Source organism: Luteibacter sp. HAY1-4A (assembly GCF_056755355.1).
Map to the genome: position 1 here is coordinate 80225 of NZ_JBNDHZ010000003.1, position 18852 is coordinate 99076.

The following is an 18852-nucleotide window of genomic DNA, read 5'->3' on the forward strand; positions in this document are numbered from 1 at the left end:
GGTCACAGAAGGCGGCGCAGGAGGCCTGACGCGCGCTGAGTCTTTCGCTGCACGGCGTGATCGAGGATGTCCGGCGCCGCGAGCAAGGTGAACCAGCGGCGCGCGCGCGTCACGCCCGTATAAACCAGTTCGCGCGTCAGCACGGGCGACGGATCGGGAGGCAACGCGAGAGCGGCGTGCTCAAATTCCGACCCCTGCGACTTGTGCACCGTCATCGCGTATACGGTTTCCACGGCCGAGAGGCGACTGGGCACGACGAAGCGGATGCGTTCGCCGCCGCGCTCGTCCATGACCGGGAAGGCCACGCGCAGCGCCATGCCGCCCTGCTCGTCCGGAACCCACAAGGTCACGCCCACGTCGCCGTTCATCAGGCCCAGCGCGTAGTCGTTGCGTGTGAGGATGACCGGGCGTCCTTCGTACCAGCCTCCCGTCGCCTCGATGAGGCCGCGGTCGAGCAGGCCCTGCGCGATACGTTCGTTCTGCGCGAGCACGCCGTGGTCGCCCAGGCGTGTGGCGCACAGCAGTTGGAACGACGCATAGGCACGTAGCGCGCCGCGCGCCCAGCCGACGACCGCGTCTTCGCCGCCACCGACATCGGGACGTTCGCGCTCGATCCAGTCCAGGTAATGGCGATATCCGGGAGCACCGTCCCGTCCTTCGATCGCCAGCGTGGCGACAGCCGCGGGCGTTGGCGTGCCCCATGCAATATCGTCGAATGCCTCGAAGGCCGCCCGCGCGTGCGCGGCGTCGCCGGCGTTGATGGCGGCAGCCAGGGCACCGATACCGCTGTGGCTGCCGAAGCGCCTGCTGAAGCGCAGCATCGCCACCTGCTGATCGAGCGCCGCCGCATCGGCATCGTCGGTCCAGGGCGCCACGTCTTCTGCGCAGACCTCACGGATCCAGGCGCAGGTCGAGGCGGAATAATGCCCACCCTCGGCACGCGCACACAGATCGCCGAGCACGGCGCCCGCCTCCACCGAGGACAGCTGATCCTTGTCGCCGAGCAGCACGAGCCGCGCCTGCGGCGGCAATGCTTCCAGCGTGGCGGCCATCAGCTCCAGGTCGATCATCGACGCTTCGTCGATCACCAGCACGTCGAGGTGCAATGGATTTTCCGCGTTGTGGCGGAAGGCACGGGTGTCCGGCCGGCTGCCCAGGAGGCGATGCAGCGTGGTCACTTCCGCAGGGATCGCCTGCCTCACCGCCGGGTCGACGTCGAGCTTCGCCACCTGGCCGGCGATGGACGCGTTGAGCCGCGCGGCCGCCTTGCCCGTGGGTGCGGCCAGACGAATGCGCAGACGGCTGCCGCCGTCGCGCAGCGCCAGCGTCTGCAGCAAACCGAGCATCCGCACCACCGTCGTGGTCTTGCCGGTGCCCGGGCCGCCGGTGATCACGGAGAAACGGGAGCGCGCGGCGATGGCGCAAGCAATCTTCTGCCAGTCCGGACGAACGTCGTCGGACGGAAACAGACGGGCCAGTTCGCCGCGAAGATCCGCATCCGTTATGCGATCGCCCAGCCGCTCCCGGATCGCCGCGGCCACGCGCGATTCGTCGCGCCAGAAGCGGCGCATGTAGAGAAGGTCGCGATCGAGCACGAGCGGCGCGGCCGGATCGCCCGACGGTTCTGCCACTACCTTCGCTGCGGTAAGGAACGCAGCAGGGTCGCCTAGATTCGGCTCGCGTTCGCGCAAGGTGTCGAGGGGCATGCAGATGTGCCCCTGCCCAAGTTCATGGCTCAGCAGCGCGGCCGCGACCTGCACGCGAGAATCGACCGACGGGTCCAGCTGGCGAAGGAAGCGTGCGAACGCACGGTCGACGGGACCGATGCGGCCGTCGGCGAGCGCGCTGTCGAGCCAGGCGTTGTCGTGGGCGCTCATGCAGCCACTCCTTCGAACAAGGCATCCATGGCGTCGATCATGGCCTTCGGCGGCCGCTCGACGTGCACGCCATGGCCTTGGCCATCGATGCCGCGCAGGTAGAGGTAGACGGCGCCGCCCACGTGGGTGTCGTAGTCGTAGGCGTCGCCAAGGCGGCTGCGTAACTGCCGGTGCAGGGCCAGGAGATACAGCGCGTATTGCAGTTCGTAGCGGGCGTCGAGGATGGACCGGCGCATCGCGGCAGGCGTATAGGCCCGCTCGTCCGGACCGAGGTGGTTCGACTTGTAATCGATCACGTACCAGCGCCCGCCGTGTTCGACGATCAGGTCGATGAAGCCCTTGAACATGCCGTTGATGGTATCGGCCGCGAGGTGGGGCCGCCCTTCGCCACCCAGCGTGTAGTCGCGCACGACCCGATCCAGGGCCAGCGTGTCGACACCGCGCGACTCGAACAGGAATTCGAGTTCGGCGCGATAGTGCGAGGCATCGCGCAGCTGCGCGAGCGCCAGCTCACCGCCATCGGGCAACGCGATCGGTGTACGCAATAGGAGGAGAAGCCAGTCTGTAAGCAGGTCGATGTAGGCAGACCAGCCACGCCGCTCGCAGCGCCGCGCCACCATGTCACGCAGGCGTCCGCGGTCCCCGGCGATGGCGGCGAATCCTTCCTCCGCGATCCACTCGAGGAGATCGTGCAGGAACGTACCGGCCTCCGCGCCGCGTTCGAACGCATGAATGCCGGTGACAGCCGGCGCCGGTGCGGCGGGCTCGGTCGCGTATTCGACGATGACATCGTCCGTCGCCGTCTCGGGCGCCGCGACGTCCTCCGCGTGCCGCAGTCCGCTGTAGCTGGCGATGCGCCAGGGTGTCGCGCGGGGAATCTCCGCAAGCCGCGCATGACGCGGCGCCAGGTCGCGTTCGACCGGAACGTGGCGACGATCGTCCGGCGGCGGCATGTATTCCACGCGTATCGACGGCACGTCCGCCTGCAATTCGCGCAACAGGCCCGCGATGGCACCGTTGGCGATGTCCCGCCCCCCACCGAGCAGGTGCCCGAAGGCGCTGCGGTGCACCTGGGGCGTGCGCGAGTTGTTGTGGCAGACGGGCGCCACGCCGACATAGCAGGCGTGCCGCGCACGGGTCATGGCCACGTAGAGCAGCCGCAGGTCTTCCTGCAACTCGGCAAGGTCGGCGGCTTCCTTGGCGCGCTCGGAGGCCTCGCCACCTTTCGACTTGCCGACTAGTTCCAGTTGGTGCCCGGTGCCGTCGTGGTAACGATAGGTGGCCTGCCCGGGATGCGTGCCTCCGCTCGCACAGACGAAGGGAAGGAACACCAGCGGATATTCCAGCCCCTTGGATTTGTGGATGGTCACGACCTTCACGACATCGTCGTCGCTTTCCAGCCGCACGAGCTGGTCGTCGCCATGGTGGCTGGCGGTATCCGCGATACGTTCCGCGAGATGGCGAACCAGCGCCTGCTCGCCGTCGAGCGTGGAAGCGGCATGCTGGAGCAGTTCGGCCAGGTGAAGCACATTCGTGAGCGCCCGCTCGCCACCCGCACGGCCGAGCAGGCGCGCCGGCAGGTCGAAGCGGTGCAGGAACGCATGCAGCATGGCGAGCACACCGGAGTGCTGCCATACGTTGCGCAGCGCGAGGAACAGTTCCCCCCGTTTCTCCCAATGAGTCTCGTCGGCGTTCAACCGCTCGAGTTCGGCATAGCCCAGATCCAGCGTGCGCGTGGCGAGCGCCGCGCGCATCGCGGTGTCGGAAGTGGGCGACGCGACGGCGCGCAGCCAGGCGAGCACGTCGTTCGCTTCCACGCTTTCCAGGACGGAATCGCGGTCGGACAGGAACACGCTGCGTACATGCCGGGCGGCAAGCGATGCACGCACCTGCGCGGCTTCGGTGCGACTGCGCACCAGCACGGCGATATCGGCGGGCCTCAAGGGAACGATCGGCTCGTCCCCGTGCGCGAAGCCGGTCTCGCCGCGCCCGGCCCCGTCCACTAGCCGGACGATCTCGCTGGCGCACGCTTCGGCCATCTGTTCGCGATAGTGCCGCACCCCCACCGGTGCTTCGTCGTCCAGCAACCATAGCCGCAGCGCGGGTGGCTCCTGGCCGCCGGATACGAAGCGCTCCGCCCTGCCCTTCGCGCCCACCGCGACGAAGGGAAGACCGCGCTCGGGAAAGTGGAACGCCCCGTGCGGATGCCGCTCGCCGTGCAGGAAAAGCGCATTCACCGCTTCGACCATCGCGGCGGTGGAGCGGAAGTTGGTGTCGAGACTGTAGTGCGGCGCACGCGCCCGCTCGCGTGCCGAGAGGTAGGTGTGGATGTCCGCGCCGCGGAAGGCGTAGATGGCCTGTTTCGGATCGCCGATCAACAACAGCCCCGCATCGTCCGCCTCCGCGTACACACGGCTGAAGATGCGGTACTGGATGGGGTCGGTGTCCTGGAACTCGTCGATGAGGGCCAGCGGGAACTGGCGGCGGATGGTTTCGGCCAGGACATCGCCCGCAGGGCCACCCAGCGCGGCATCCAGGCGCTGCAACAGGTCGTCGAAACCGATCTGGGCCCGCCTGCGCTTCTGCATGGCGAAGCGTTCGCGCACGCGCGCCAGCGCATCGACCAGGAGCGCATGGCGGATCTCGACCTTCCGCTCAATACCCGCTTCCCAGGCGGCCAAGGCAGCGAATGCCGGATGCTCCGGCCTGGTCTTGCCCTTGGCCGTGGCGTCGCCGAGGCGGGTAGCCGTAAAGCGCCGCAGCTCGTCTTCACTCGCCTCGCCGCCGAATGCCCAGCGCCGCAGGGGCGCAAGGTAACCGGCCATGCGATCGGGGCGGTAGCGATTGTTGTTCAGCACCTTGGCCGTGGACGCTTCGACGAGCAGCGTTTCGATGCGGTCCACCTCTGCACGCCATGCCGCCGCAGCCTCCGCGAGAAGACGCTCGTTCTCGGTCTCCCACGCTTCGCGCGCCGCCAGCAGGGAGCGCGGATCCGTCACCGCGTCGAGTACCTGGCCCTCCACGCGCAACGTGACCTCACCGCCCAGGAGCAACGGCTTCAGCGAACGCAGGAGGTCATCCGGAGAGCGCCACTCCTCGAGCACGGCTTCCGCCTGCCGTGGAGCCAACGGATAGAAGGCCTGCCGCCAGTAGTCGCGCACGCAGTCGGCCAGCAGTTCGCTCTCGTCGGGTTCCAACGTGAGCGCGAACGCATGGCCGCTGCCGAAGGCATGCTGCGTGAGCATGCGCTGACTCCAGCCATGGATGGTGAAGATGGCGGCTTCGTCCATCCATTGCGCCGCCAGTTCAAGCCGCCGCGCGCAACCCGCATGCGCTTCCGCCGGATACGACGCGATCAGTTCGGAGAGGAAGGGCTCCGTGGAACCCGAGGCACGGAAGGCCTGCGCCGCCTCGACCAGCCGCGCACGGATACGCTCGCGCAATTCCTGCGTGGCCGCTTCGGTGAACGTGACGACGAGCAACTGCGGCGGCAGCAACGGCTGCGGCAGGCCATGGCCAAGCACCGCGCGCACGTAGAGCGCCGCGATGGTCCAGGTCTTGCCGGTGCCGGCGCTCGCCTCGATCAGGCGCACACCGTCCAGCGGCATGGACACGGGCTGCAATGGCGTCACGGCCGGACTCATGCCACCTCCACGCGCAAGGCGCCGAGGAAGTCCGCATATGGCGGCAACCAATCGACGAAACCCGCTGCCAGCAACGCGCCGAATTGCGGAAAGGCGCGGCGCAGGTAGGCGTCGTTGTCCACCTCACCTGGCACCCGCGCGCCGGGTGCGGCGGGGCCATACACGGCGCGAGCCGCGGCTTCCGCCTTCGGTTCGTCTTCCCCGAGCCAGGCGATGGCGGTGCGCAAGGCGATCGGCAGTGGCCGCCGCATACCTTCGCGCCACATCCGTACGACGCGAAGAAGATGAACATGGGCGTCGTCGCTACCGAACGGCGCCATGACGATCGTGGCGTCGGGACCGACATAACGCGTTTCCACCGCGACACCTGCCGCCTGCGCCACGAGATGCTCCACCCACGCTTCCACCAGACGATGCGCCGCCGGCCGACCTTCACGGTCCAGGACCGCCGTGGGCGACGCGCGCAAGGAGACGAGATGTCCTTCGCCGTTCGCGCGCAGTCCGGCCAGCCAGTCCTCGATGACCACGCCGTCGATCGCCACGCTGACTTCGCGCTTGCCGGCGTCGATCGGCCAGCATGCGCGCTCTTCCACGTAACGGGCGTGCACCGAAAGCGCGGCTTCTTCGAGCATGCGGCGCGCCATGGCGGAAAAGCCGCCCATGGGCAGCACGCCGCTGCGCTCCAGGCGCGCACTTGCCGCACGGATGGAGGCGGCCGGGTCACGACTTTCCTCGCGCAACGCCGCGCGAAGGAGCGCATCCGTCATGCCATAGCGGTCGAGTCCGCCGAGGGAGAACGGTTCATTGTCTTCACCGGTGATTTCCGCCGTATCGAAGCGCACCCCGAGCCGCGTGTTGAAGAACTCGCGCACTGGATGACGCAGGAACCGGCGAAGCGTGGCGATGGGCAGGGTGCCCTCCACGACCAAGGGCACGAGCGGCGCATCACGCTGTTCGTCGCGCGGCTCATGGGCCACGCGCCATTCGCCGGCGTAAGTGAAGAGGCGCGGATCGCCTTCCTGGAAATACGCGCGGCTGAAAGGCTGCAATGGATGGATGACCGTGAGAGCCGGAAGCACGTCGTCGCCACGCTCCGTGCGCCAGCCTGCGGCGAGATAGTCGCGCAACTGGCCTACGAGCACGGACGGTGCGCGTTCGGCGTTATCGCGTGCGCTCCGCCCTACCCAGCCCACATGCAGGCCGTCGCGCGCCGAAAGCAGCGCTTCCAGGAACAGGTAGCGGTCGTCCTCGCGCCGCGAGCGATCGCCGGGACGCCACGCGCCGCTCCGTGCCATCAGGTCGAAATCCATGGGCGGCCGCGCGCGCGGGTAATCGCCATCGTTCATGCCCAGCAGGCACACGAGCCGGAACGGGATGGCGCGCATCGGCATGAGCGTGCCAAAACTCACCGCGCCGGCGAGGAACCGCTTGGAAAGGCCGCCTTCGTCGAACGGTGCGAGCCAGGCCTCCCGTACCACGTCGACGGGCAGCGCCTCATCGAAAGAAGCCTCCGCACAGGCGCCCTCCCATGTTTCCAGCGCATCGAGCAGGCGCTCATGGAGGATGCGGTCTTCCGGTGCCGAAGGCGAGAACAGGTCGCGCAGCAGCGCACGCAGGCGCTCGGCCCAGATGCGCGGCGAGGCCGGTTGCGCCAGGTTCCGCCAGTGTTGCCCCAGTGCGTCGAGAAGGTCTGCCAACGGCCCGACCAGGGCCGCGTCGAGACCGCCCACTTCGCCATAGGGCTCGATGTCGCCCCACGCCTCACCTTGCCCGGAGGCATAGCCGAGCAGCATGCGCCGCATGCCGAAGACCCAGGTGTTCTGCTCCAGGCCCGGCAGCTCCAACGATGCCCGCTGTTCCGCGTCCAGACCCCAGCGGATGCCGGCACCCTCGATCCACCGATGCAGAAGAGGCAGGTCGTCGTCGCCCAGGCCGAACCGTTCGCGCACGGCAGGCACATCGAGCAGGTCGGTCATGTCGCCCACGCCGAAGCGCGACTCGGGCAACGACAAGAGCATGTCCAGCGCCATGACCATGGGCGCCGTGCCGCGCGCGGTGCGGTCGGCGATGCTGTAGGGGATGAAGCGCGCATCGTCGCGGGGCACGCGACCGAACACGGCGTCGATATGCGGTCCGTAGGTTTCGATGTCCGGCACCATCACGATCACGTCGCGCGGGAGGATCGGATCGCCCTTCCGTGCGGCATCCTCGAAGCGCGCCAGCAGCTGGTCGTGCAGCACCTCGACCTCGCGCTGCGGCCCGTGCGTCACATGGAATGCGATCGAGGTATCGCCTTCGGCAAGCGTACGGGGCGCGGAGCCCAACGGCTCGAGGTCGAGGATCGCGGCCTGCACCTGGCCCAGCAGCGTGTCGGTGCGCGGTTCGACGAACAGGTCGATGCGCTGGTCCCACGCCGTGAAGCGCTCGCGGTAGGTGTCCGGGTTGTCGAACTCGTCGAGCAGGCGGATGTAGTCGCGGCCTTGCTTGCCCCAGGCCGCCAGCAGCGGGTGGGCGTACATGTGCATGTCTTCGTCGGACGGCAGCGCGGGCATGCCGGGTTTGGCCGCCTGACGCCGGCGTTCGGCGCGCAGCAGTTCGCGGTCGTCCACGATGTCGGCCCAGTAGTGCCGGCATGGATTCATCACGACAAGGAGCACCTGCGACCAGCGGCCCAGCGCGGACAAAGCCTCCAGCGTCTGCCGCGGCAGCGTCGACATGCCGAACACCACGATGCGCCGCGGCAAGGTGGGCGGCCGCTCGCCACCTGCCGCCACGGCGGAGAGGAAACGTTCGTGCACGGCAGCCCGGTGGCCCGTGGCCTCGTCCAGACCGACGTCGGCGAGCAGGCGGCGCCAGAGTTCGGCCTGCCATCGATCGGCGATCGACAGCGCCGGCGCGCCGCCGCGTGCGTCGCGCGTGACGTCGCGACCGGCCGCCCAGTCGTCGAGCCAATCGGCGCGGTACACCTGATACTGGTCGTAGAGGTCGGCGAGGCGCTCGGCCAGCTGGTGGCACTTCCGCATGTCCTCCCCATCGCCGAGGAAGGTGGCCAGGGGTTCGAAGCCGGGTTCCTGTGATACAGCGGGCAGGAGGCGCATCAGGCGCCACACCAGGCGGGACTTGTCGAACGGCGATTCCGGCGGCACCGCGTCGCGCCCTAGCACGGCGCGATAGGCCTCCCAAAGGAAGCGCCCGGGCAACTCCACGTCGACCGCCGCGGCGATGCCCAGGCCACCTTCGTCGCGGCCGCGTGCGAGCGCCATTCGGAACCACTGGGCAATGCCGTTGGACTGCACGAGCACGCGCTCGTCTTCCAGCGGACGCAACGGCGTGCGCGCCAGCCAGCCGACCAGCACGTCGCGCAGTTCCTCGAGGCGGTTGCCGTGCAGGACCATCAGGCCCGGCACGATGTCGTCCACGTCGCTCAACCGGTGGCTCCATGGCGGAAAGGTGCGATCCGGATCATCGCCGATTCGCGTCTCGCCGGGTGAGACCTCAGAACGGCTTCGCCACCACGAGGAACACGATGGCGATCAGCACCAGCACCGGCAATTCATTGAGGATGCGCAAAGTCTTCGCCCGGGGCAGCGTGCCCCCCGCCATGCTGCGCTTGAGCAGGCGCCCCGACCATATGAAGTAGGCGAGCATCAGCACCACGAGCGCCAGCTTGGCATGCAGCCAGCCGCCGCTCACGTGGAAATAGAGCCAGAGCACGAGGCCGAAGAGGAACGCGAGCCCGAACATGTTGTGGCCGAACTTGTAGAGGCGCCGCCCCATGAGTTCGAGCCGTGCCTTCACCGCCGGCTCGGCGCCCGCTTCGGCGATATTCACCAGGATGCGGGGCAAGTAGAACACCGTCGCCATCCAGGCGATGACGAACACGATGTGCAGGGACTTCGTGAGAAGGTAGGCCACCGGCAGCGCTCCGTCAGGGAAACGGCGAGTTTAGCCCACGCTGCGACAGGCACAAAAAAAGGAGCCATCGGCTCCTTTCTGCGGTCTTCGTACCACTCGCCTCAAGGGAAAGTGGTGGGCGGTACAAGGATCGAACTTGTGACCCCTACCATGTCAAGGTTAGGGAAGAAGGGAAAAATCAATGACTAAGGCTTTCCTTAGCCTGCCTTTCCCATCATGTGCAATCAGGAACTTAAAGATGGCTCGGGGTCAGTTTGGGGTCAGCCTATCTGCGCTTCCGATTCGGCCTCTTGGGCGGCACATAGCTGGCCGAGAAGGCGTTATACCGGGCCTGTTGCTCTGGCGTCGGGTCGGTGTATTCACCCTTGCCATTCGGCCCTACGCCTGGGGTCGCCGCAGACCTACCCAAGGCGACCAGGCGGGACGCGGCGAACCTCTCCACCCAAAGCCTAGCCTTAGCCTCGGAGGGAGCCCTGTAGCGTCCCTTGGGGCCTACCCACCACGTCACCCACCACTGCCCTTCCTCACAGGTCACGGACGCGAACGGCCCGCCCTGGTGGGCATAGCTGGCGTCGAGGCGGTTACCTACGCGGTCCCATACGATCATGGGGTGAGGGTAGCGTCACTGTGACCGTTCGAAAATCCCGTGACATACTGAAACCGGGTCGGGCGTTCCGGCCTCGGCGCGCCAGCCGTGTCGTCACCTACAAAGGCATCTCAATGCACAAGTAGAAAACGGGCCGTTGGGCCAACCACCTGTAGAACCTTGTATTGATCGCGGAGCTTGTCAAAGCTCTCATTGAAATAGGGGTGGCGCTCATGCGGTGAACAAAGGGGGTTCCTTCTACAGGGCCCCTGATTCGTCAGGTCTAGCGCCTACAGTTCGATGGGCTCGACGAGTTCGGGCCCTTTGTTCTTCGGGGAGCCTACCGCCTTCGGCACCGGGTGATAGACCAACTCTGCCTCCGGCACAGCGGCAAGCACGCCCTGTGCGTCCGCCGGCGACGCCTCGCACCACACGGACCAAAGCTCCGGGGGAAGGATAACCGGCTGCCGGTCGTGGATGTCGCCTGAGACCTTTCCAGGCTCACCGGTGATGACGGTGTAGGTGTGCACCCATTCGGCGTCCTGGGACTCGCGCCAGACCTCCCAGAGCCCGGCGAACATCAGAAGATCGCCGGCAGGGTCGTGGATGAAGTACGGCTGCTTATTCGGGGACTCGCCCTTCCACTCGAAGTACCCGCTGGCCGGCACCAGGCACCGGCGCTTCTTGAACGCATCACGGAATGACGGCTTGGTGGCCACGGTGTCGGCACGAGCGTTGATGGTCTTCGCCCCGAATTTCAAATCCTTTGACCACGACGGCACCAGACCCCAACGGTACGCCCGTACGTGATAGCCACCTTCCCTGTACACCACAACTGGCGCTTTCTGCGTCGGCGCGATGTTGTACTGGGGTTCCCGCTGGTTGATCTCGCTGATGATGTCCATTTCCATCTGCTCCAGGGCTTCACGCGCCTGGCGCGAGACGGAGACGGGTCCAAAGGTGGCGTATCGGCCGCACATGGCCGCAGGATACTGTCCTGGCGTGACGGGCGCGTTAGTCTGTTGTACGCATACCTCGCCTCATGGCACCCATGGCGAGAAACCGGACAGAAGTGAGTCAGCGTCGACGCTGGTGAAGTCAGCCGTCCAGGCATGGCCATTTGCGTAGAGACCAACCGCGGCATAGTACGCTGCGGGCGTGACGGTGATAGCTCCCGCTCCTGTCGATGGATTGCCAGAGTTCTGCCAGACGCCGTTCTTGCGAAAGAACAGCTGACCGGTCGATCCCTTGTACGCCACGATGATCACTGCTCCGGTGGCATAGGATGTGCCATAGGCTGTGGCGACAGCATTCGTGTAGCGCTTGCCGTCCTGCTCGTAGTAGCTGTGGCCGGCCGTGGTGCCACCCGGGTAGGCCGTAGAACCATTCACTGGCATGGACGCTGTAGCGATGCCGACTTGAGCAAATGGCGACGCGGATGTGTCGGCCAAGGTCACCTTGAAATATCGATCCGAGGTTGCCGGACATTGCCCCACTGACCTGGCGCTAGCATACACAGACGATCCGCCACTTTTGGAAACAGTCAATTTGTCGGTGGACCTGCTAAGCGCTGTGCCGAAGCTTGCCAAGTCCCACGAGTTCGGATCGACCGGTGGCGAGCCGCCTCGGTAGCGGCTATTCGCTACAGCAGTTCGAAGATCCATCATGCCATGTCACCCAAGAAGGCCCAGGTATTCGCGCTTGTCCTATATGCGGAAATTGCTGAACCTTGGGCCCTTGTCTTCGGTGTCAGCATTGTCGGAGGAAAGGTGACTCCCGATCCCGCCACCACTGTGATCTGTCCAGTTCCTGTTTGCAGCCACGTGAGCAGAGTTCCGACTTTCCATGGAACGCTGGACTCCGGTGGAATGGTAACGTTCACGGCGGACGATCCGGTATAGGAGATCACGCCGCCGTTATCCGTTAGTAGAGCTGTGTCTGTGCTGCTAATGGGCCGAACGCCGGGAGGGTTACCTACCTCAGCCGTCTGGAGGTTTTGGCCTCCAGTTTGCGGAAAGTTGCTGCTTGATCCAGGGGTGCCGGCAAGCACCGTATGCCATCTCAAGTTACCCCTTAGACCATTGGCCGCGTCGTTAACACCCGCCGTATATGAGAATGATCCGGAAGCTTGATGCTCAACGTTCAGCTGCTCGATGGTCAGGTAGTGCGTGCCGCTTGACGGGCCTTTCACTGCCACCTTGGCATGCACCGAGCATGCACGCGTTATGTGCGACGCGTGGTCAGCCGAGGTATATACAAGTCCATTGTTGCAGCCGAACCAGTTGATATTATCTCCTGTAACGTGCTCCGAGATCTCGAACGCGTTGTAGAATCCTCCAACCGTGCATTCGCGAACGACAGTGTGCGCCCCATTTCCATTCGCCGGGGTTCGGATACCAAAGCTGGTGGTAGTAGTTGGCGGGGTCATCGACGCTACGGAGTACTCTCCCGTGTGTACGATGACGTCCTTCGCGTCTAGGCATGCGACGCAGCTTGCATCTATGGCTGTAAGCGTTGGGTTTGCCACCGTTTGAACGGTGATATTCCGGAGTACGAGCATTACGTTTGTGAAATTATTGAACGTACCTACCGGGCCATGACCTCCTATCACATTGCCCGTGCCAGACGACAAGGTAGATTTGAAGATCGTCCCGCAAGTAGGTAACGCTACGGAACCTATGACACTAAATACCGGCGTGGGAGGGATATACCCAGCGATAACGACGGTTACCTGCTTAGTGTCAACGTAATCGATGATAGGCAAGACAAGCTGGGCGTTGCTTCGTGACGTATCCTGAAGGGCACCAGAGATCAGGTAGGTACAAGACGCTACCTTAGGCATGCATACACCACCACCCGCCGCTCCAGCAGCGTTGATCGCTGCCTGTATTGCAGACGTGTCGTCCGTTACGCCGTTACCTACCGCGCCGTAATCCTCGAAATAGAAGACAGGTAGCCCAGCCCCTCCGCCGCCACCTGAGGCATTGAACGTGAAGGTTCCCGTCGGCGACTCGACAATCGCTATGTTGGTGCCGGGGGATAGTACGATCGGCCCCGTCCGGCTGTTCAGCGACGATACGCCCGATGCTCCTACAAGGCTGTGTGCGACCCCATCCTCGCCCTTGTATGACGGCTGTCCAGATGTGTCGTCCACGAACATGGCGACCTTCCCTGCCCCGGGCGTCGGAACGCTCGCCGCGGTCTGCTTACCGAACGAAAACCAGCCCATCAGGCAACCTCCACCAGCGCTCCGTCGATCTCCAGACCGGCGTCGCCTTCAAGTTCAATAGGGATCGTCCATAGGGCCTGCTTATTGGCCGGGACGCGGAAAACGGTGCCCGCCAGCACCAGGTAGGGAACGAAGCCGCCTTCGATCTCGACCACATTGGCTTCGGTAATGCGGCCGTATTCGTCTACGGTTATCTGCGGAACGTGGGTGTCATCTCCGTAGACGCCCGGCGTCACTGCCGTCCCGCTGAGCGATATGATCGCTATGCCGCTATTGAGCGAGCCATAGATATCGATCCCATCGCCAGCGGTGATCGTGCCGTTACCGTTGTCCTGTAGCTGCTCGATGACTTGGGTTATCTGGGTGACTTGCGAACTCAGATCACCGGTAAGCCTCGCCGCTTTCGCTAGTGCCTGGAAAAGCCGATAGAACGCCGGATCGGTCTTCCCATCTGAGGTAATGAGCGCAGCACGCGCCCCGGGAAGAATGGATGAATCGCTCATCAGGCTTTAAGGCCGATGGCAACCCACGAGTACTCGATGGGGTTGGTGATGTTGAACGACGATCCCGTGTTAGCGACGTTCACATCGAAAAATGCCGTGCATCCGGCTGTGCTGATGGCGCCCGCGCCAGCGGTTCCCAAAAAGCCTCCGGATGCCATGTTCCCAGAGTGGTTGATCATCACCACTGGGGCGGCATCAAACGCCTCTGGGAACGCTATATTTTGACTTGCCGTCTTATCGTTGGATGCGGGGCACGTTCCTGTGCCCGTCAGAATCATGAAGCCACCGTATTTGAACTTGCCGCTCGAAACACCGGGCGTTGGCACCGTGGGGGCGGCCTGCCAAAGCAAATTAACCCCGTCTGTTCCCAGTATCTTTCCGCCTGCCCCAGTCGGATCTGGAGGCTGCAAGACCGTCGCCCACTGCATCACAGACCCATCGTTGGTCAGGAATTTATTTGGGTCCAAGGCGGGGATGGCCGCTCCTGTTCCGCCCGGGATTTCGACGTCTTCAGCCTCAGCTATGAGGGTGTTGTCGACGTCGTATAGCCGGATCCTATAGACCCCAGAACCCCAAACATCTACGACCGTCCGGCCGTCAGTGCCGATTAACACCGTCGAGCCATTGTTGACGGTAAGATCAGGGTCGCCGAAGACGTCCTTCGGGGTGTCCGTGACATTATCGAAAAAGGCCAGGTAGCCCCCCGATGCGGGCTCACCGAGCCGGTTAAGGAAGACCGGGAATTGGTCTAGGATGCGGAATGCGGGCATGAGGTTTCCGAAGAATTGGGGGTTGAAGTGGGCTTCGACGGCTGGGTAAAGGTGATTGGACTAGTGGCTGGCATTTGGAGCGCTTTCTATGTCGGTCGCGGCGTTCTTTCATGGGTAGCGAGACACCCGTTGCCTTTTGAGAGACAAGTACTTCAACTGCTCCAGGACCGAGCAGCTGCCAGAGCCATAGGGATCGACAGAGAAGTTCTAAAAGCGCGCCGGAAGATTGACGGTCACGGCTGAGAAGCTAGGTTTGACCCAACTAGGGCAGGATTCGCCGTGCCCTGAAGCGCACGGATAGCCGTATCGCGTGGGTAGCCAAGGCCCACAAGCTTGCTGACGATGGCCGGATCTTGGAGAAGGTTTTGCGTGAAGCGCGACGTCCCAACGAGGCCGGCCAATCCTGCTGCCGTTGCTCCCGCGCCTGCGTAACTAGCACCAGCGCCAGCACCAACGAGGCCAACCTTCCCAAAAGCGTCCTGGATCGCTATGCGACGCGCGGTACCGGAATCGGGAATTGTCTCCCTTACGAATCTCTGCCCGATTGCGGCTAGGTTTCCAAGGTCACCACGCCGGCCGGCCGCCATGGATCCTTTCCCGGCATTGTTAGCCGTGACGCTACCCATAAGGCCCGCCGGGGAAATATTCCCGGATGTCTGCCCCTCTTTTGCTACTAAAGGCTCAATAGTCTTTAGGTCACGATACTGCTGACGAGCAGTTGCCCAGGCGGCCGTGTCCTCCGGCGATAGATTCTGCTGGACTGCATCTCGCAAGGCCTCCTGCAAATCCCCCAGCGGGACAGTTTTTTCGCCACCCGAGGCCATCGCCTTTGTGATCTGCGAATCAATGCTCTGGAACGCCTTACCGGGGACCATTCCGCCAACGTTCTGGCTGGCAAGGCGGTTAATGACGTTTGATACCAGCCGCGCGGAATCGTCCCCGTAGAAGTCTCGGGTATCCTGTACAACCTGCTTTAAGCGCTGTGTCGTCTGAGGATCCAAAGGCAGGCTCGCAGCGGCGGCGAGGCGGTCGAACTCGGATCCAATGCGGTTCTTGGCCTGAGCGAACACTTGTGGCGTGATCTTGTCTGCCGTCTCGCCGATCGTCCGAGCGACCGCGGCGTTAAATGCACGCTGCTGCTGTTCTGCGAAGTTGGCTGAGCCACTGAAAGGCACTTGCCCAGTGACCGAGTCGATGGCCTTTGCGACCTTCGAATTACTGACCTGAGACGCCTTGAGTGGGATTCCCTCGGACTGAGCAGTACGGGCTAGAGCCTGAGTCTCGGGATCAATCTTCCCGAAACTACTAGCGATTGCAGCCTTACCACCCTGCGCGGCTAGGCTAGCTAGGCCTGGAGCGGCTCCAGCCCCAATGCCTACGGCAAGCTGAGTAAGTGGTGATGCACCGCTCTCTCGCGCCAATTCGATGCCAGACCCGGAGGCAATGCCGCCCACTGCCTGCTGCCCAAGATTCGATGTGAGCGCATTTCCTACAGCACTCGTCGCAGGCGAGACGCTACGTGCAAGCAGTCCACCCACACCTGCACCCAGGGCAACGCCACCAAGTCCCTGCCCCGCGGCGTCGATATATCGCTCTGCCGTTGTTTCGGGAGTGGGAGCGCCAATCGCGTTTAGACCTTGGTTTACAGCTTGACCTACCGTGATCTGGTGGTATTTCGGGTCAACGCCAGCGGCGTCGAGGCCTTGGTTGACGAGCGCTGTCGTAGGACCGAGCACTAGATCAGGCACGGAGGCACCTACCTTTGCGATCGTACGGCCTGCCAACTCGGCGCCGCGCAATGCTTCCCTTCCGTAGTCTCCCGCCGTCCTTGGGCGCTCCGGAGCCATGTCCTCCGGCATGAGGTCAGCCTCGCTATACGGGCTCGCCCCATTAGCATACGGAACATCCGACGCGTGAGGCGCACTGGCGGGCGCGGACGTCTTAGGCCCGGTGTCAGCATCGAATTCCGCGCGCGCCGCCTGTACTTGGTCAGGAGAGACCTGCGGGGCGACCACTTCCTGGAAATACTGCGACCGCGCTGCTTCTTTCTGATCAGCCGGAAGCGACTGATACTCCGGATTGGCGACAACTTCGCTCCACTTCTTGGGCATGGGTCAGTTCCAAAGATGGCCGAAGTTGCCAGTGGCGGCAGGCGGTGAAGGAGCCTGAACCGGCTGAGGCGATCCATTCCCGTAGGGATTGTCGAGGTACTTCAATTGCAAGCGCCGAAGCTCCTTTGCCGCTGCCTGACGGGTAGCAATAGGTAAGTTCCTATTTGCAAGATCGCCAGCCTGCTTCTGGTACAACTCAACGTCACGATCGGATTGCGGACCCTGCATCCGCGGCACGGCAGATGTGAGCCGTCCAGCCAGGATGTCAAGCTGGGCAGATGCCTTAGCCGAGTCTGTGGCGTGATTGACCGAGGCCGCTGCCGCGTCGTATGCCTTGCCGAGAGCGCCCCCTGTGGCCTCAGGCAAGAGGCGATCAACCTCGTCAAGATCGCTCAGTGTTTTGCGAGCGTCCGCTTGCCTCTGCTGGAACGCTTGCGCCTGTTCCGCCTGCGTCTTCGCCGCATTCGTAGCCGCGGCGGCCCCGCCTGCCTGACGGATAGCTGCGTCCGTCTTAATGGCCTCTGTTTGCGGCAGATAGGCCAATTGAACACCCTGTTTGGCGTTCTCGGTAGCGGCTGCGGTGTCCTCTGGCGCACGCCCAACGCCAAGTGCCCCTGCGCCCGTGGCGGGCGTGGGAAGTCTTCCCTGCCCAGCGAGTTGCTGCTGAAGCCATGCCTCGGCCTGGGCTGCATTCGCCCCCGGGCCGCCCTGATTCGCCATCTCCGTGGCTTGGGCCATGAGCTGCTCCGGCGTGGGTTGCGCTGGGTCTGCTTGCGGTGATGCAGCCGCCCCACCAAGCTGCGCGGCCTCTGACTGGTCGAGTGCGCGGAACTGCGTTCCGTCGAATACTTTGTACGAACGCGAGGCCGGGTCGAAGACGTAGGGCCGTTCTCGTCCATCAGCGCCAGTGATCATGCCCGTCTTGGCCGCTCCCGTTACTGCGCGAGGGTCTAGGCCCAAGGCGATACGGTATGCCCGCTTGGCGTCGTCACCCGTAAGCCCCGCGGCAGCGACTTGGCCCTGGATCTCTCGCAGTCCTGTGGGAAGCTGGCCGTTGATTGCCGTGTCTCCGCCCGCCTCGCCGACGATCTTGTAGAGGTGAGGAAGCATTTCCTCGGTGAAGTGCGGCGCAGCTTCGCCCTGACCCAACTCCTGACCCAACTGGTTCAAGAAGGGGCGGACTGCCTGGTATGCACCCTCCAGCTGCTGCGGATTACCGCTTCGGTACGCACTGAGTACGTAGTTCGCGGCGCCCGCAAGCTTCTTCTGTCTCGCATCCTGGTTCGACTGGACTTCCTGCTGGATGGCGAGCGCCTTTCCAGGGTTGATCGTGGCTGCCAATCCAAGGTTCTGCGAGGCCGTAGAAGGATCAGCGATCGCCTGCCCTGCCAGCTTGTTGAATTGCTGGCCCTGGCCGCGGTCGTAGCCCTGATTGAACGACCCGACGATGTCCGGAAGATAGAGACTTGCCATCAGCCGATTTTCCCGTAGGCGCTATTGGGGTCGAGACCCCATGAGGTTGAGAACGAGCCGGGGCCGGTGTAATTGCCACCCCCGAGCAGGCCAGCGCTCTGCTGTGCAGACGGGCTTCCGTAGGAACTGGCCGTGACGGACTGGCCCCGCGATCCGAGGTATTGCCCCGCGATCCCTGTGAGGCTGTTGACGAGATTGCTGTTGGCGTTGGCCGAGTCGTAGAGTCCCTGCCCTGCTGCATTTGCCCCTGCAAGGCTAAAGTTGCCCTGCTGGGCAGCGTTACCCGTACCGATGCTGCCGAGACTCGTCGCAGAAGACTGTCCAAGTTGTGCAAGGCCAGCCAGGCGCCCGTAGTAGGTGTTGAGGTTCTGGCTGGCAAGCCCCGACGCAAATTTGGCGAGGTCTGCGGACTGCCCGCCGCTATAGAGCGCTCCACGAGATGCGGCGCTTCGGTCCAGGCTCTGGATGCCCTGATCACGGGCGAACAGGTAGTCCGGGGAATTTTCGAATCCGGTGTAGTTACCGTTGTTGACCGCCGTGATCCCAGCCAAAGCGGCTTTGCCGGCATCGGCATAGGGCTGAAGGTTCTTCTCGGTCGCTGCATAGTTGTCGGCAAGCTGCTGGGCCGCGGCATCGGCCGCGTACTTACCCTTGTTCGCCGCAGCCTTCGCTGCACCGGCCTGCTTATTTGCGGAATAGACCGCCCCGCCGACGGCGATCGCGGCGCCCCAAATCTCTGCCATG

General features: G+C 64.1%; 12 protein-coding genes. All 12 read right to left on the reverse strand.

Going from position 1 to position 18852, the window contains the following annotated elements; translation table 11 throughout:
* Positions 1 to 2 precede the first annotated feature (2 nt).
* The 12 genes from recD to ACPYOD_RS01760 all read right to left on the reverse strand — a co-directional run bounded on the left by recD (position 3) and on the right by ACPYOD_RS01760 (position 18851).
* Positions 3 to 1877, reverse strand: a complete 1875-nt coding sequence (recD, locus tag ACPYOD_RS01705; RefSeq protein ID WP_481299990.1) for an exodeoxyribonuclease V subunit alpha — start codon at positions 1875 to 1877, stop codon at positions 3 to 5.
* The gene (gene recB, locus ACPYOD_RS01710; protein ID WP_481299991.1) at positions 1874 to 5521 is read right to left on the reverse strand and encodes an exodeoxyribonuclease V subunit beta; all 3648 of its coding nucleotides are present in this window, start codon (positions 5519 to 5521) and stop codon (positions 1874 to 1876) included. The genes recD and recB overlap by 4 nt, the downstream gene beginning before the upstream one ends.
* Positions 5518 to 8940: an exodeoxyribonuclease V subunit gamma gene (gene recC, locus ACPYOD_RS01715; protein WP_481300031.1), complete on the reverse strand. Its 3423-nt coding sequence runs from the start codon at positions 8938 to 8940 to the stop codon at positions 5518 to 5520. The genes recB and recC overlap by 4 nt, the downstream gene beginning before the upstream one ends.
* A gap of 76 nt (positions 8941 to 9016) precedes the next feature.
* On the reverse strand, positions 9017 to 9436 hold the full coding sequence (locus ACPYOD_RS01720) for a CopD family protein (protein ID WP_481299992.1): 420 nt from the start codon (positions 9434 to 9436) through the stop codon (positions 9017 to 9019).
* An 876-nt stretch (positions 9437 to 10312) separates the two neighbouring features.
* Entirely contained in the window at positions 10313 to 11002 is a 690-nt protein-coding gene (locus ACPYOD_RS01725; protein WP_481299993.1) for an SOS response-associated peptidase, read from the reverse strand.
* A 60-nt stretch (positions 11003 to 11062) separates the two neighbouring features.
* Positions 11063 to 11479: an SPRY domain-containing protein gene (locus ACPYOD_RS01730; protein ID WP_481299994.1), complete on the reverse strand. Its 417-nt coding sequence runs from the start codon at positions 11477 to 11479 to the stop codon at positions 11063 to 11065.
* Between the two features lie 206 nt (positions 11480 to 11685).
* Positions 11686 to 13182, reverse strand: coding sequence for a glycosyl hydrolase family 28-related protein (locus ACPYOD_RS01735; protein WP_481299995.1), 1497 nt, complete (start codon positions 13180 to 13182; stop codon positions 11686 to 11688).
* A gap of 68 nt (positions 13183 to 13250) precedes the next feature.
* Positions 13251 to 13754 carry a hypothetical protein gene (locus tag ACPYOD_RS01740; RefSeq protein ID WP_481299996.1) on the reverse strand — a complete coding sequence of 168 codons (504 nt, stop codon included), beginning with the start codon at positions 13752 to 13754 and terminating at the stop codon, positions 13251 to 13253.
* On the reverse strand, positions 13754 to 14524 hold the full coding sequence (locus tag ACPYOD_RS01745) for a hypothetical protein (protein WP_481299997.1): 771 nt from the start codon (positions 14522 to 14524) through the stop codon (positions 13754 to 13756). Before ACPYOD_RS01745 ends, ACPYOD_RS01740 begins: the two co-directional genes overlap by 1 nt.
* A gap of 233 nt (positions 14525 to 14757) precedes the next feature.
* Entirely contained in the window at positions 14758 to 16635 is a 1878-nt protein-coding gene (locus ACPYOD_RS01750; RefSeq protein ID WP_481299998.1) for a hypothetical protein, read from the reverse strand.
* Between the two features lie 3 nt (positions 16636 to 16638).
* Positions 16639 to 18108 carry a hypothetical protein gene (locus tag ACPYOD_RS01755; RefSeq protein WP_481299999.1) on the reverse strand — a complete coding sequence of 490 codons (1470 nt, stop codon included), beginning with the start codon at positions 18106 to 18108 and terminating at the stop codon, positions 16639 to 16641.
* A complete protein-coding gene (locus ACPYOD_RS01760) occupies positions 18108 to 18851 on the reverse strand; it encodes a hypothetical protein (RefSeq protein WP_481300000.1) in 744 nt (247 codons plus the stop codon). Before ACPYOD_RS01760 ends, ACPYOD_RS01755 begins: the two co-directional genes overlap by 1 nt.
* Position 18852: the final 1 nt, after the last annotated feature.

What these genes read in the sequence shown, in the direction of transcription:
- ACPYOD_RS01760 (WP_481300000.1), bottom strand. Translation starts at nt 18,851, where the DNA reads ATGGCAGAGATTTGGGGCGCCGCGATCGCCGTCGGCGGGGCGGTCTAT.
- recD (WP_481299990.1), bottom strand. Translation starts at nt 1,877, where the DNA reads ATGAGCGCCCACGACAACGCCTGGCTCGACAGCGCGCTCGCCGACGGC.
- ACPYOD_RS01735 (WP_481299995.1), bottom strand. Translation starts at nt 13,182, where the DNA reads ATGTTCGTGGACGACACATCTGGACAGCCGTCATACAAGGGCGAGGAT.
- ACPYOD_RS01745 (WP_481299997.1), bottom strand. Translation starts at nt 14,524, where the DNA reads ATGCCCGCATTCCGCATCCTAGACCAATTCCCGGTCTTCCTTAACCGG.
- ACPYOD_RS01725 (WP_481299993.1), bottom strand. Translation starts at nt 11,002, where the DNA reads ATGTGCGGCCGATACGCCACCTTTGGACCCGTCTCCGTCTCGCGCCAG.
- ACPYOD_RS01740 (WP_481299996.1), bottom strand. Translation starts at nt 13,754, where the DNA reads ATGAGCGATTCATCCATTCTTCCCGGGGCGCGTGCTGCGCTCATTACC.
- ACPYOD_RS01755 (WP_481299999.1), bottom strand. Translation starts at nt 18,108, where the DNA reads ATGGCAAGTCTCTATCTTCCGGACATCGTCGGGTCGTTCAATCAGGGC.
- recB (WP_481299991.1), bottom strand. Translation starts at nt 5,521, where the DNA reads ATGAGTCCGGCCGTGACGCCATTGCAGCCCGTGTCCATGCCGCTGGAC.
- ACPYOD_RS01750 (WP_481299998.1), bottom strand. Translation starts at nt 16,635, where the DNA reads ATGCCCAAGAAGTGGAGCGAAGTTGTCGCCAATCCGGAGTATCAGTCG.